General features: G+C 74.0%; 6 protein-coding genes and 1 tRNA gene. 6 read left to right on the top strand and 1 reads right to left on the bottom strand.

The features are described 5' to 3' along the window. Window positions 1–7 precede the first annotated feature (7 nt). Window positions 8–1,177, top strand: a complete 1,170-nt coding sequence (locus tag JL106_RS08420; protein ID WP_205260255.1) for a YlbL family protein — start codon at window positions 8–10, stop codon at window positions 1,175–1,177. 36 nt (window positions 1,178–1,213) lie between these two features. On the opposite strand, the gene JL106_RS08415 is transcribed toward JL106_RS08420, so the two are convergent. Next, on the bottom strand, window positions 1,214–1,822 hold the full coding sequence (locus tag JL106_RS08415) for a PPA1309 family protein (protein WP_407940128.1): 609 nt from the start codon (window positions 1,820–1,822) through the stop codon (window positions 1,214–1,216). A 378-nt stretch (window positions 1,823–2,200) separates the two neighbouring features. Here JL106_RS08415 and JL106_RS08410 point away from each other — a divergent pair, with 378 nt between their 5' ends. The 5 genes from JL106_RS08410 to recD all read left to right on the top strand — a co-directional run bounded on the left by JL106_RS08410 (window position 2,201) and on the right by recD (window position 14,820). Then, window positions 2,201–5,128 (top strand): UPF0182 family membrane protein, encoded by a 2,928-nt coding sequence (locus tag JL106_RS08410; protein ID WP_236007202.1) that lies wholly within the window; start codon window positions 2,201–2,203, stop codon window positions 5,126–5,128. Window positions 5,129–5,292: 164 nt separating this feature from the next. Next, window positions 5,293–5,369 (top strand) — tRNA-Met (locus JL106_RS08405). Between the two features lie 165 nt (window positions 5,370–5,534). Then, window positions 5,535–9,026, top strand: coding sequence for an exodeoxyribonuclease V subunit gamma (gene recC, locus JL106_RS08400; protein ID WP_205260253.1), 3,492 nt, complete (start codon window positions 5,535–5,537; stop codon window positions 9,024–9,026). Then, on the top strand, window positions 9,023–12,661 hold the full coding sequence (locus JL106_RS08395) for a UvrD-helicase domain-containing protein (RefSeq protein WP_205260252.1): 3,639 nt from the start codon (window positions 9,023–9,025) through the stop codon (window positions 12,659–12,661). The genes recC and JL106_RS08395 overlap by 4 nt, the downstream gene beginning before the upstream one ends. Further along, complete coding sequence (recD, locus tag JL106_RS08390; protein ID WP_205260251.1) at window positions 12,655–14,820, top strand: exodeoxyribonuclease V subunit alpha; 2,166 nt, start codon at window positions 12,655–12,657, stop codon at window positions 14,818–14,820. The genes JL106_RS08395 and recD overlap by 7 nt, the downstream gene beginning before the upstream one ends. Window positions 14,821–14,825 lie beyond the last annotated feature (5 nt).

Here is a 14,825-nt window from a genome sequence, read left to right as displayed (position 1 = left end):
GGCGATCGTGTCGTGGTTCTCCCGGATGTCCCGTCGTGGCCGCACGGTGGCGATCGGGACGGCGGCGACGCTGGTCCTGCTGGCCGTCGCCGTCTTCGTGCCCGTGCCCTACGTCGCCCTCGGCCCGGGCGTCACCGTGAACACGCTCGGGTCGGTGGACGGCGCGCCGGTCATCACCATGACCGGCCCGGACGTCCCGGCGTCGGTCGGCGAGCTCGAGGCCGAACAGGCCGCACCCGACGCCGGGCACCTGAACATGACGACCATCTCGGTGACCGACGACGTGCCGTTGGTCGAGGCGCTGAGCCTGTGGGCCTCCGGCCGCTACGCGCTCGTCCCGCGCGAGGAGATCTATCCGCCCGAGCGGACCGTCGAGCAGGTCAACGAGCAGAACGCCGCGCAGTTCACCGCCTCCGAGACCGCCGCCGAGATCGCCGCCCTGCGGTACCTCGACTACCCCGAGGTGGTGGTCGTCTCGCGGGTGCCGGACGACAGCCCGAGCGCCGGCGTGCTCGCGCTGGGGGACCGGGTGGTGTCGGTCGACGGCCGGGCCGTCACGGACGCCGACTCGCTGCGCTCGGTCATGGCCGACACCTCCCCGGGTCAGACCGTGACCCTGGGCGTCGAACCGTACGAGGAGGACAGTGCGGCGTCCGCGCCCGAAGGCGGCACCGACAGCACCGACAGCACCGACAGCACCGACAGCACCGTCGACACGGCCCCGGTGCAGGAGCGGACGGTGACCCTGACCAGCAACCCGGACCTGGGGCCGCAGGGATCGCTGGGCATCGAGTTCGCCGAGCTGCCCGACGCGCCGTTCGACATCCACATCGCGCTGGAGAACATCGGCGGCCCGTCGGCCGGCCTGATGTTCACGCTCGGGATCATCGACGGCCTGACGCCGGGCGATCTCACCGGCGGCCGGTTCATCGCCGGCACCGGGACCATGGAGGTGTCGGGGGACGAGACCTCGGTCGGCGCCATCGGTGGCGTGCTGCTCAAGATGATCGCCGCTCGGGACGCCGGCGCCACCGTGTTCCTGGTGCCCGAGGGCAACTGCGCCGAGGCGCTGACCCAGGTGCCGGACGGTCTGGAGCTGGTCAGGGTCGGGTCGCTGCAGCAGGCCATGACCGCGCTGGACGACCTGCGGGCGGGCCGGACGCCGGTCGGCTGCTGAGCCGCCGGCCTGGTCCCGCCGGCCGGGCGTGCCGGCTCAGTCCTCGAACGTGGCGTGCAGCGCCGCCACCAGATTGGGTGCCAGGTCGCCGCCCCGCAGCGGCTCCGGGCCTGGTTCGGGCTCGATCGGCCCGACCGGGCCGGCGGCCGGGGCGGGACGGACCCGGAGCAGACAGGCGCCGCCCGGCCGGCCGCGCAGCACCCCGGCGGTGAGCCGGGCCTCGGTGCGATCAGGATGATCGGCGGCCTCGGCGGTGGCCCGGTCCGGCTCGGCGGGCAGCGACGCCGCGGCCGACGGCGGCAGCACCACGATCTCCTGCACCACCACGCAGCCAGCCACCTCCTGCGGCCAGGACACCGCGGCCAGCGCGGCCTCCAGGTCGGTCGTCGCGCCGCCCGCCTCGGCGCCGCCCGGCAGCGCCTCCTGGGCGATCGGGGTGTACGTCGCGGCGCCGGCGAGCTGATCAGCCAGGGACGGCTGCGCCCGCAGCAGTTCCTCGGTGCGGACCAGCGCGAAGAGCTGCGGCGCCTGGTCCCAGCCGGCCGCCCCGACGAACTCGTCGACCTCGGCCACGGCGACGGCCAGGTCGGGGTCCTCCAGCCAGCGGGCCGGATCGTCCTGCGGGGTCTGCGCGCCGTCCTCGATCACCCGGCGATCGTGCCACGGACGACCGACAGCGCCCGCCCGGCCGCTCCGGGGTCGGCCCGGTGCGGGGCGACGCCGCGCCGGACCGGTGGGGAACCAATGCCCGGGGCCTACAGTTGACGCTCTGGTGTCCCGACGCGGTCGGTCTCACCGGTTCGTCCTGCCCGTCGGAGCTGGTTCGCCGCCAGCCGCGGTCCGTCAGCCGCGGTCCATCGATCGCGCTCCGGCTCCGGTGGTGGGACGCCGGGTGCGGCGGCCGCCACGGACACGAATGTCCGACCGTGCTCGCGTCTCCGGTCGCCGCCTGCCCAGGCGGTCGGGCGGCGGGGCGGCCACGGTGCTCCGCCGCCCGACGATCCGAGGAGTTCCACCGTGGCCATGCGGCCGAATGCCGGTGTGCCCACCATGTCCAAGCGGACCAAACGGGTGCTGATCGCCCTGGTGTCGCTGGGCGTGCTGGGTGTGCTGTGGTTCCAGTTCGTCGGCGTCTACGTGAACTGGTTGTGGTTCGGGGAAGTCGGGTTCCGCGAGGTCTTCACCACCCAGGTGCTGACCCGGGTGGTGCTCTTCCTGATCGCCGGCCTCGGTGCCGCCGCGGTCGTCTTCCTGTGCATCCTGATGGCCTACCGGAGCCGGCCGGTGTTCGTGCCGACCGGTGAGGCCGATCCGCTCGCCCCGTACCGGGCGCTGGTGACCGGGCGTCCCCGGTTGATCACGCTGGTGCTGTCCGGCGTGGTCGGGCTGGTGGCCGGGCTGTCGGCCCAGTCCGAGTGGGACACCGTGCAGCTGTTCATGCACGGCGGGTCGTTCGGCACCTCGGATGCCCAGTTCCAGCACGACGTCGGCTTCTACGTGTTCAAGCTGCCGTTCATCCAGATGATCCTGAGCTGGCTGTTCGTGGCCACGGTCATCGGCTTCGTGGCCGCGCTGGTCACCCACTACCTGTTCGGCGGCATCCGGCTGTCCGGGCCGGGGCGGCGCATCACCACCGCGGCGACCCTGCAGCTGTCCCTGCTGATCGGCGCCTTCGTGCTGCTCAAGGCGGTGCAGTACTGGTTCGACCGGTACAGCCTGTTGTTCTCCAACCGCGGCGGATCCTTCACCGGCGCCTCCTACACCGACGTCAACGCGGTGCTGCCGGCCAAGATCATCCTGATGGTGATCGCGGCCATCTGTGCCGTCGGTTTCATCGTCGGCGCCTTCCTGCGCTCGGTGAAGCTGCCCGCCATCGCGCTCGGCCTGCTCGTGCTGGCCAGCGTGCTCATCGGCGGTGTCTGGCCGCTGGTGCTGCAGCAGGTCGTGGTGAACCCCAACGGGATCTCCCGCGAACCTCCGTACATCCAGCGGAACCTGGACGCGACCAAGGCCGCGTACGGGATGGACGACATCGAGTACATCGACTACCCGGGCACCATCTCCGGCAACCCGCTGGACGTGGCCGAGGACGAGCAGACGATCCCGAACGCCCGACTGCTGGACCCGAACGTGCTGAACCCGACGTTCACCCAGCAGCAGCAGCTGGAGAACTTCTACGGCTTCCCGGCGCAGCTGTCGGTGGACCGGTACAACGTCGACGGCACGGTCCAGGACTACGTCGTCGCGGCCCGCGAGCTGAACGCCGGCGGTCTGGCCGAGAACCAGCGCAACTGGATCAACGAGCACATGGTGTTCACCCACGGCAACGGATTCGTGGCCGCGCCCGCCAACACGGTGCAGAACGGGTACCCGGAGTACACGGTGTCCGACCTGTTCCAGCAGGGCGACATCCCGGTCGACCAGCCCCGCACCTACTACGGGCAGCTGACCACCGACTACGCCATCGTCGGCGCGGAGGAGGGCGGCGCGCCCCGCGAGTACGACACCCGCCAGTCGAACTACACCTACACCGGCCAGGGTGGCGTGCACCTGGGCAACCTGTTCCAGCGCTTGGTCTTCGCGACCCAGTACGGCGAGGCGAACTTCCTGTTCTCGTCGGAGATCAACGGCAACTCCAAGATCATGTACAACCGGGACCCGGCGGACCGGGTGGAGTCGGCGGCGCCCTTCCTGACCACCGACACCAAGCCGTACCCGGCGGTGGTCGGTGGGCGCATCGTCTGGATCGTCGACGCCTACACCACGGCGACGAACTACCCGTACTCGCAGAACGTCACGCTGTCCGACGCCACCCAGAGCTCGTTGGTGCAGGCTCGTGGGGCCCAGGGTCAGGTGGCCGAGCAGGTGTCCTACATCCGCAACTCGGTGAAGGCCACCGTCGACGCCTACGACGGCACGGTGACGCTCTACGCGGTGGACGAGTCCGATCCGGTGCTGCAGGCCTGGCGAGGCATCTTCCCGGACCTGGTGCAGCCCAACAGTGCGGTGAGCGACGACCTGCGGGCGCACTTCCGGTACCCGCAGGACCTGTTCGAGGTGCAGCGGTACCTGCTGCAGGAGTACCACCTGACCGGGCCGGACGCCGCGGTGCAGTTCTTCCAGTCGTCCGGCTTCTGGCGGGTGCCCAACGACCCGACCGTGAACGAGTCGACGGCCGGCGTGCAGCCGCCGTACTACCTGCAGGTGCAGATCCCCGGCCAGGAGACGGCGCAGTTCGAGCTGACCAGCGTGCTGCTCGGCTTCCAGCGCGAGTTCATGAGCGCCTACCTCAGCGCGAACTCCGACCCGGCGGACTACGGCAAGCTCACCGTGCTCCGATTGCCCGACAGCACGCAGACGCCGGGTCCGCAACAGGTGCAACAGTTGTTCCGTTCCACCCAGCAGGTCAGTGAGCGCGTCACCCTGTCGACCCAGACCAACGGATCGCAGGTCATCTTCGGCAACCTGCTGACCCTGCCGGTGAACGACGGCCTGCTCTACGTGGAGCCGTTCTACATCCAGACGGCGTCCCGCACGTCGTTCCCGCAGTTGAACTGGGTGCTGGTCTGGTACGGCGGCCGAGTCGGCGTCGGGACCACGCTGCGCCTGGCGCTGGAGGACGCTGCCGAGTCCTCGATCGTTCCGGTCGAGGGCGACACCGGCAACGGCGGCCAGCCGGGCACCGGCACGGAGTCGACGCCGCCCACGTCGCCGTCGACCCAGGTGCCGCTGCCGGCGGACGCGGCCGAGGCCCAGCAGGACCTCACCGACGCCGTGGCCGCGATGGACCAGGCCCGCCAGTCCGGTGACCTCGGCCGGATCGGAACGGCGACCGAGCAGCTCGAGCAGGCGGTGAAGAACTACCTGCAGGTGGTGGAGAGGACGCAGCTGTCGAACCCCGGCACCACGCCGTCCGAGACGACGACGGAACAGGCGCCCGCGGGCGGCTGACCGACCGGGCAGTGTCCGACCCGGAGGGGCGGTGACGTCGATGAGATCATCGGTGACGCCGCCCTTCCGGCGTTCCGGGGCCCAGCGGCCGGGACCGCCGCCCGCGGATCGGGCGCGATTTGGATGCGGCGCCGGAGCTTGTTACAGTGGTGTCACCACAACGACGCGGGGTGGAGCAGCTCGGTAGCTCGCTGGGCTCATAACCCAGAGGTCACAGGTTCGAATCCTGTCCCCGCTACCACTTGGTGATCAGGCCCTGACCGGGAGACCGGTCAGGGCCTGATGTGTTCCCGGGTCCGGAGGCCCGGACGGCGCGCGCCGCTCGGAGGGTCCTGTCGGTGCGCTGCCTTACCGTGTCCCTGCCCACCGCGTCAGGCCGGTGCGGCCCGGTGGGGAGGAGGCGCGGATGCCGCTGTTCGTGCATCGCGCTGAGCGGTCCGACCTGTTGGCCGACGGGCTGGCCGAGGTCCTCGCCGTCCCGCCGGCTGATCCGTTCGCCGGTGAGATCGTGGCGGTCCCCACTCGGGGCGTCGAACGCTGGCTGACGCAACGACTCTCGACGCAGCTCGGGGCCGGGCCGGACCGGGACGGCATCTGTGCCGCCGTCGAGTTCCCGTCGCCGCGACAGTTGGTGGCCACCGCGCTGGGCGTCGACGCGACGGTCGGCGGCGGGTCCGCTGCGGACGACGACCCGTGGGTACCGGACCGATCGGTGTGGCCGTTGCTGGATCTCATCGACCGGGACGTGCTGGCTGCCGGACGGACCGTCGCCGCCGGTGGCGCAGCGGTCCGGGACACCGCGGTCCAAGACGTCGCGGTCCAAGACGTCGCGGTCGGCGGCGGGGCGCCGCCGGCGTGGGGCCGGACCCTGGCCGAACACCTGGGTGCCAGCGCCGACGGTGCGCTCCCGCCGGCCGTGGCCCGGGAACGCCGCGGCCGGAGGTACGCGGTGGCACGCCGTCTGGCCGGGCTGTTCGACGAGTACGCGGCCTACCGGCCGGCCATGCTGCAGGACTGGTCCTCCGGCGCCGACGGGAACGGCCTGGGCGGCGTCGTCCCGGCCGATCTGGTCTGGCAGCCCGAGCTGTGGCGGCGGTGGTGCGCCCGGATGGCGGCCGACGGGGTGACCGACCCGGTGCTCCGCCGCGCCGAACGCCTCGCCCGGTTGCGCAGTGACCCATCCGATCTCGACCTGCCGGCGCGGGTGTCCGTGTTCGGCGTCACCCGGCTGCCCCGGGCGCAGGCCGAGGTGCTGGCCGCCCTGGCCGAGGTCCGTGACGTGCACCTGTGGGTCACCCATCCGTCCGCACGGTTGTGGGACCGGGTGGCCGCCTCGGGTCCGACCGGACCCCGCCGGCGGTCCGAGGACGACTCCGCGCTGTGCGGGGAGCACCCGTTGCTGACGTCACTGGGCCGGGACGCCCGGGAGCTGCAGCTGACGCTGTCGGCGTTCCCGTCCGTCGACCGGCACGTGGGGGCGCCCGCACGGCCGTCCACCCTGCTCGGCCGGCTGCAGCGCGACGTCCAGGACGACCACCGACCGGCCCGGCCCGGCCCGGTCGCCGCGGACGACCGCAGTGTGCAGGTGCACGCCTGCCATGGGCCGGCCCGGCAGATCGAGGTGCTGCGTGAGGTCCTGGTCGGCCTGCTCGCCGACGACCCGACCCTGGAACCACGGGACGTCGTGGTGCTGTGTCCGGACATCGAGACCTATGCCCCGTTGGTGTCGGCGGCGTTCGGCCTGGCCGACGTCACCGGTGAGGGACACCCGGCCCACCGGCTCCGGGTCCGGCTGGCCGACCGGGCGCTGCGGCAGACCAACCCGTTGCTCGGGGTGGCCGCCCGGCTGCTCGACCTGGCGGGGTCCCGCGCCGGCGCCTCCCAACTGCTCGACCTGGCCGGGCTGCCCGCGGTGCGCCGGCGCTTCCGGCTCGACGACGACGACCTGGAACAACTTTCCACCTGGGTGACCCGGGCGGGGGTGCGCTGGGGTCTGGACGCCGGGCACCGGGCCACCTACGGACTGGACGCCTTCGGGCAGAACACCTGGGCGGCCGGACTGGACCGCATCCTGCTCGGCGCGACGATGGCTGAGCAGGACCAGAACTGGCTCGGCCTGGCGCTGCCGCTGGACGACATCGGCAGCGCCGACGTCGCCCTCGCCGGACGGCTCGCCGAGTTCGTCGCCCGGGTCTCGGCGGTGGTGGCCGCCCTGGACGGCCGGCAGCCGCTGTCGGGGTGGGTGACGGCGCTGCGCGACGGAGTGCTGAGCCTGGCCGCGGTGCCCGCCGAGGACCTGTGGCAACAGACCGAACTGCTCCGCGAGCTGGGTGAGACCGGCGAGCAGGCCGGCCCGCTGGCCGATCACCTCGAACTGGGCACGGCCGATCTGCGGTCGCTGCTGGACCGGCGGCTCCGCGGACGACCGACCCGGGCCAACTTCCGCACCGGCACCCTGACCGTGTGCACCATGCTGCCGATGCGGTCCGTACCGCACCGAGTGGTGTGCCTGGTCGGGCTGGACGACGGATCGTTCCCGCGCAGCCCCGGGGTGGACGGCGACGACGTGCTGGCCCGGGACCAGGTGACCGGCGAACGGGACATCCGCGGTGAGGACCGTCAACTGCTGCTGGACGCGGTGCTGGCGGCGGAACAGCACTTGGTGATCACCTACACCGGGGCGGACGAGCGCACCGGGGCGCGGCGACCGCCGGCCGTGCCGCTCGGCGAGATCCTGGACGCGCTCGACCTCACCGGGGAGACCACCGACGGCCGGCCGGTCCGCGACCAGATCCTCGTCCGACATCCGTTGCAGCCGTACGACGCCCGCAACTTCACGGAGGGAGCGCTGGGCGTCACCGGGCCGTTCAGTGCGGACACCAGTGCACTGGCCGCCGCCCGCGCCGGCCAGAGACCCCGGCGGTCCGCGGCGCCGTTCGTGTCGTCACCGCTGCCCGCGCGGCCGGCGCCGGTGGTGGAACTCCAGCCGCTGCGCGATCTGCTCCTGCACCCCGTCCGCGGATTCCTGCGGCAGCGGCTGGACGTCGCGGTCCGCGCCGACGAGACCGAGGCGGCCGACGAGCTCAGCGTCGAGCTGACCGGCCTGCAGCGGTGGGCCATCGGCGATCGACTGCTGCGCCAGCGTCTGCGGGGTGTCGACGAGGAGACGTGCCGCCAGTTGGAGTGGCGCCGCGGTGAACTGCCGGTCGGGCCGCTGGGCAACCGTGTGCTGACCGAGATCCTCGACGAGGTCGACATCCTGGTCGACCGGACCGCCCCGCTGCGGACCGGCACGGCCGATCGGCAGGACTTGGTCGTGGCGCTCGCCGACGGGCGGGAACTGCGCGGCGTGGTCGACCGGGTGTGGGGCGACCGGCTCGTCGGCGTCGAGTTCGGCCGGCTCTCCGGCAAGCACCGGATGCGGAGCTGGATCGATCTGCTGGCGCTGTCCGCCGCGCACCCCGACCGGGGATGGACGGCGGTGACCGTGGGGCGTGGGCGGGGCGGAGCCCGGCAGGCCGTGCTGGACCCCGTGGGAGCCGACGCAGCCGTCGAGACCCTCACCGCCCTGGCCGATCTCGCCGATCGTGCCCGGCGTGAGCCGCTGCCGTTGCCGTTCAAGGCGTCCGAGGCGTACGCCGACGCGCGGCGCCGCTCCGAGGACGAGCTCAGCTGCTCGGTGCAGGCGGCCGGCCAGTGGAACGACGACAAGTTCCCCGGCGAGCAGTCCGACGCCGCCCACGTGGTGGTGTGGGGGGCGGGCGCGCTGTTCGAGACGGTGACCGCCCCCGAGCCGGCGCCCGACGAGCACTGGGCCGGGGAGCGCACCCGGTTCGGTGAGCTGGCCCTGCGGCTCTGGGCGCCGCTGCTGGCCCACGAACGGATCGTGCCGCTGTGACCGCCGCACCGACGCGCCCCGGGACCACCGACGGCGCCCCGGCCGTCGAGGACCGGGCTCCGACGCCGGAACCGTTCTCGCTCACCGGCCCGCTGCCGGTCGGCACCACGGTGCTGGAGGCCAGCGCGGGCACGGGCAAGACCCACACCGTCGGGGCGCTGGTGACCCGGTTCGTCGCCGAACGCGGGGTGCCCCTGGACCAGCTGCTGGTGGTCACGTTCGGGCGGGCGGCCAGCCAGGAACTGCGCGAGCGGGTGCGCGCCCATCTGGTCGGCGCCGAACAGGCGCTGGCCGACCCGGCCGCCGCACGGGCCGGCACCGACGTGGTCGTGGCCGCGCTGGCCGACGTCCCCGACGCGGAGGTGGCGGTGCGCCGGCGCCGCCTCGCCGCGGCCCTGGCCGACTTCGACGCGGCGACGATCGCGACCACCCATCAGTTCTGCCAGCAGGTGCTGACCGGCCTGGGCGCCGCGGGCGACTCGGATCCGGCCGTGGAACTGGTCGAGGACCTGGACGACCTGGTGGTCCAAGTGGTCGATGACCTCTACGTGCGGGCCTACGGCGCGCGCACGGCCGGTCGTCCCGAGTTCTCCCGCTCCGAGGCGCTGGCGCTGGCGCGTGCGGCCGTCGCCGACCCGCACGCCCGGATCGAGCCGGTGACGGCGGCGTCCGGGACCGTGGCCGCGCGGCGGGTGCGCTTCGCAACCGTGGTCCGCGAGGAGCTCGACCGGCGCAAGCGGGCGGCGGGGGTGGTCGGCTTCGACGACCTGCTCAGCCGGGTCGCCGACGCGCTCGCCGCCGCCGACGCCCCGGCCCGGGACCGGATGCGCGCCCGCTGGTCCGTGGTACTGGTCGACGAGTTCCAGGACACCGACCCGGTCCAGTGGCTGGTGCTGGACCGGGCGTTCTCCGGCCATGCCACGGTGGTGCTCATCGGTGACCCGAAGCAGGCCATCTACGCCTTCCGCGGCGGCGACGTCACCACCTACCTGGCGGCCGCGCGCACCGCGTCCCGGCGGGCGACGCTGGCCGAGAACCACCGCAGCGACGCCCCGCTGGTCGACGCGCTGCAGGTGCTGCTGGGCGGCGCGGCGCTGGGCGATCCCGAGATCCGGGTCCGGCCCGTCCGGGCCGCCCGCGCGGGCAGCCGGCTGGCCGGCAGCCCCAGCCCGGCACCGGTGCGGCTGCGGCGGCTGGAACGCGACACCTCGGACCGCCGGTCCGGCGCGCTGCGGATGGACCAGGTGCGTCCCCGGATCGCGGCCGACCTGGCCGCGGACGTGGGCCGGTTGCTGGCCTCCGGGGCCACCTTCGACGGACGCCCGCTGGTTGCCGGTGACGTGGCCGTGCTGGTGCACAAGCACGACCTGGCCCGGCTGGTGCAGCAGTCGCTGGACGGCGCCGGCATCCCGGCCGTGGTCGCCGCCGCCGGGAGCGTCTACGCCACGGTGGCCTGCGACGACTGGCTCACCCTGCTCGAGGCGATGGAGCAGCCGCACCGCGCCGGCCGGGTGCACGCGGCGGCGCTGACGGCGTTCTTCGGCCGGTCCGCAGCCGACCTGGACACCGGCGGGGACGAGCTCACCGACCGGCTCGGCAGCTGGGTCCGGGGCTGGGCCGCGGTGCTGGCCGAGCGGGGGGTGGCCGCGGTGCTCGAGGCGGCCGTCGTCGAGCAGCACCTGGCCCGCCGGCTGCTCGGCCGGGAGAACGGCGAGCGGCTGCTCACCGACCTGCGGCACATCGCCCAGAACCTGCACGCCGCGGCGGTGCAGGACGGGCTCGGCCTGGTCGCCCTGCTGGAGTGGTTGCGCCGCCGGCGGGACGAGGCCGCCACCGACACCTCCGGTGAGCGCACCCGGCGGCTGGACAGCGACGCCGCCGCCGTGCAGGTCATCACCCTGCACGCCAGCAAGGGCCTGCAGTATCCGGTGGTGTACCTGCCGTTCGCCTTCGACCGCTACGTGCCCGACCGGGAGAAGCTGTCGGTGCTCCGGCTGCACGACGACGCCGGTCACCGGGTGCTCGACGTCGGCGGCCCGAACACCGACGGCTGGACCGGGCGGGCCGACCGGATGGCCGTCGAGGAGGCGGGGGAGAGCCTCCGCCTGTTCTACGTCGGCGCCACCCGGGCCCAGTCCCAGCTGGTGCTGTGGTGGGCGCCGGCCACCAACGCGCGGTGCGCGAGTCTGCACCGGGTGCTGTTCGGCCGGGACCCGGACCGTCGGGACCTGCCGGACAGCGGTGTGGTCCCCGACCAGGTGCCGGTTCCGCACGACGAGGACGCCGGTGGGCGCCTGCGGCGCTGGGCCGAGGCCGGCGCGTTCGCCCTGGAGACCGTCGGGGACGTCGTCCCGGTCGAGACGCCGCCGCCGGCGGCCCCGGTGGGTTCGCTGACCGCGCGTCCCTTCCACCGCCGACTGGACCTGGCCTGGCGGCGCAGCTCGTACAGCTCGCTGGCCGCGGCGGCCGCCGATGCCGGAACCGGCGCGGGGGCGGTCGAGACCGCCGGTGGGAGCGACGGTGTCGCGGCGGGAGCCGGGCCGGGGTCCGTGGGCAGCGAACCGGAGCGGGGCGAACGGGACGACGAGGACCTGGGAGCGTTCGCGCCGCCCGGTTCCGAGGATCCGTTCACCGGCACCGGGACCGGCGATGGACGTGCCCGCGGCTCCGGATCCGATCGTCCCGGGGCGGACCTGCCCTCGCCGATGGCGGACCTGCCGATGGGCGCCGCGTTCGGCACCGTCGTGCACGCCGTGTTCGAGGAGATCGATCCGACCGACGGCGACCTGCTGCCACGGCTGCGCGAGGTGAGTGCCACGGCGGTCGCCCGCCGACCGGTGGGCGTGCACCCGGACGCGCTGGCCGAGGCGTTGCTGCCCACGTTGCTGACCCCGCTGGGGCCGCTGGCCGACGACCGCCGGCTGGCGGACATCGGCGGCCGGGACCGGTTGTGCGAACTGGACTTCGAGATGCCGCTGGCGGGTGGGGACCGCCCACGCGGGCCGGTGGTGGTCGGCGATCTGGCGCCGATCGTGCGCCGGCACCTGGCCGCCGACGATCCGCTCGCCGGGTACGCCGACCGGCTCGCCGATCCGGCGCTGGGTGCGCAACCGATGCGCGGCTTCCTGACCGGGAGTCTCGACCTGGTCGTCCGGCTGCCCGGTCCGCGGTACGTCGTGGCCGACTACAAGACCAACTGGCTCAGTGATCCGGACGCGGACACGGGATCGCCGACCGCGCCGCGTCTCTCGGCGTGGCACTACCGGCCGGAGGCGATGACGGCGGCGATGCTGCACTCCGACTATCCGCTGCAGGCACTGATCTACTCGGTGGCGCTGCACCGGTTCCTGCGGTGGCGGCAGCCCGGGTATCGGCCGGAGCAGCACCTCGGAGGGGTGCTGTACCTGTTCGTCCGCGGCATGTGCGGTCCGGACACGCCCCGCGCCGACGGCACCCCGCACGGGGTGTTCGGCTGGCGGCCGCCGTCGGCGATGGTCGTCGAACTGTCCGACGCGTTGGACGGCGCCGCGACCGGACCGCCGTCCGGCGGGTCGGCGGTGACGGGGTCGCCGGAACCGGCCGGCCAGCAGTCCTCCGGTGACGCCCGGGGTGCGGATGCGGCGGGTTTGTGGTGACCGCCGAGCTGCGCAGCGGGATGGGGCATGTCCCGGTCACCCCGATCGGTCCGGTCGGCGGCGGACGCGGGGGGCCGGTCGGCATGCCCGGTGTGGCGCCGGTCCCGGCCGCCGCCGCGGTCGTCGCCGCGATCGTGGCCGGGGATGACGAGCGGGACCCGACCGACCCCTGGGACGTGGCCATCGCGCGGAACGCCACCGGTGTGCTGCGCGAGGCCAACCTCGCCGGTGTGCTGACCGCGGCGGACGTGCACGTGGCCGACCGGCTGGGGCGGCTGGGCGGCGAGACCGACGAACGGGTGCTGCTCGCCGCCGCCCTCGCCGTCCGCGGGGTCCGGCTCGGCTCGGTGTGCCTGGATCTGCGCTCGCCCGGCGAGGTGGCGCCGCAGTTGGCGTGGCCGGCCGCCGACGAGTGGCCGGCGGCGCTGCGGGCCAGCCCGCTGGTCGGGTCGGGGCGACCGCTCTGGCTGGACGGCACCCTGCTCTACCTCGAGCGGTACTGGCGCGAGGAACAGCAGGTCGCGGCCGACCTGCTGCGCCGCGAGGGCGCGGCGCCACCGGTCGTGGACGCCGCACGGTTGGACGCCGCCATCGACCGGTTGTTCGCCCCCGACGTGCCCGAGGCCCGCGCCGCCGCCCGGTCCGCCACCACCCGGTGGACCACGGTGCTCGGTGGTGGGCCGGGCACCGGCAAGACGACCACCATCGGCCGGCTGCTGGCCGTGCTGGCCGACCAGCCGGGCCCGCCGCCGCGGATCGCCTTGGCCGCGCCGACCGGCAAGGCCGCGACGCGGTTGCAGGAAGCGGTGGGCGAGGTGGCGGCCACGCCCGACATCGGGTTCACCGACGCCGAACGCGCGATGCTCCGGGCCCTGCCGGCGTCGACGCTGCACCGCCTGCTCGGTTGGCGGCCCGGCTCGACCCGGTTCCGGCACGACCGGAGCAATCCGCTGCCGTTCGACGTGGTGGTGGTGGACGAGACGTCCATGGTGTCGCTGACCCTGACCGCCCGGCTGGTCGAGGCGCTGTCCCCGCGCACCCGGCTGGTGCTGGTCGGTGATCCCGACCAGCTGGCCTCGGTCGAGGCCGGATCGGTGTTGCCCGACCTGGTCGCCGGACTGTCCGACCCGTCGTCGGCATCCGGGTCCGCCCGCCCGGCTCCGACTGCCGCGCCACAGACTGCCGCGCCACCGACTGCCGCGCCACAGACCGCCGCGCCACAGACCGCCGCGCCACCGACTCCCGAGACTTCGCAGCCCGCGGCACCGGTCGCCGCGGCGCGTGGGGTGGTGCTGCTCACCCGGACCTGGCGCTTCGGCGGGGCGGTCGCCCAGCTGGCCACCGCCGTCCGGACCGGCGATGCCGACAGCACCCTGGCCATCCTGCGCGGCGGCGGACCCGAGGTGAGCTTCCTGGAGCTCGAGGACCCCACCCGCCGGGCGGCCGCGGCCGACCCCGTGCTCCGCGGCGACGTGGTCCGGGCCGCCCGCGCGGTCCGCGAGGCCGCGACGGCCGGCGACGTGCCCACCGCGCTGGAACGGCTGAACGACCACCGGGTGCTGTGCGCCCACCGCAGCGGTCCGTTCGGCGTCACCGGGTGGAGCCGCATCATCGAGCGCTGGCTGGCCACCGACCTGGTCCCCGCCGGCAGTGGGGGAGCGCGGACCGCCGCCGGTCCGGGCACACCCTGGTATCCCGGTCGACCGCTGCTGGTGACCGAGAACGACTACAGCCTCAAGCTGTTCAACGGCGAGACCGGTGTGGTGGTGCGGCTGGCCGACGGATCGCTGCGGGCGGTGTTCACCACCGGTGGCAGTGCCGATCCCGCTGCCGATCACGCTGCCGATCACGCTGCGGGCCCGGCGGGCGACGCCGGTGTGGCGGCGATCGGGTTCGCGCCCAGCCGGCTGACGCATGTGCAGACCATGCACGCGCTCACCGTGCACCGCAGTCAGGGCAGCCAGTACCAGCGTGTGGCGCTGATCCTGCCGCCGCCCGAGTCGCCGTTGCTGACCCGGGAACTGCTGTACACCGCGCTGACCCGTACCCGCGACGCCGTGCGGGTGATCGGCGACGAAGCGACCGTCCGGGCTGCCGTGCAGCGGCGCGCACAGCGGGCCACCGGGTTGGCCGAGCGACTCCGGCCCGCGGCGGGTTGACCCGG

Origin of the sequence: Nakamurella leprariae, from assembly GCF_016918035.1 — a bacterium.
Classification (GTDB): Bacteria; Actinomycetota; Actinomycetes; order Mycobacteriales; family Nakamurellaceae; genus Nakamurella; species Nakamurella leprariae.
The sequence above is the reverse complement of the archived record's forward strand: the minus strand, read 5'-3'. Positions and strand labels throughout refer to the sequence as shown.

What these genes read in the sequence shown, in the direction of transcription:
- JL106_RS08410 (WP_236007202.1), top strand. Translation starts at nt 2,201, where the DNA reads ATGCGGCCGAATGCCGGTGTGCCCACCATGTCCAAGCGGACCAAACGG.
- recC (WP_205260253.1), top strand. Translation starts at nt 5,535, where the DNA reads ATGCCGCTGTTCGTGCATCGCGCTGAGCGGTCCGACCTGTTGGCCGAC.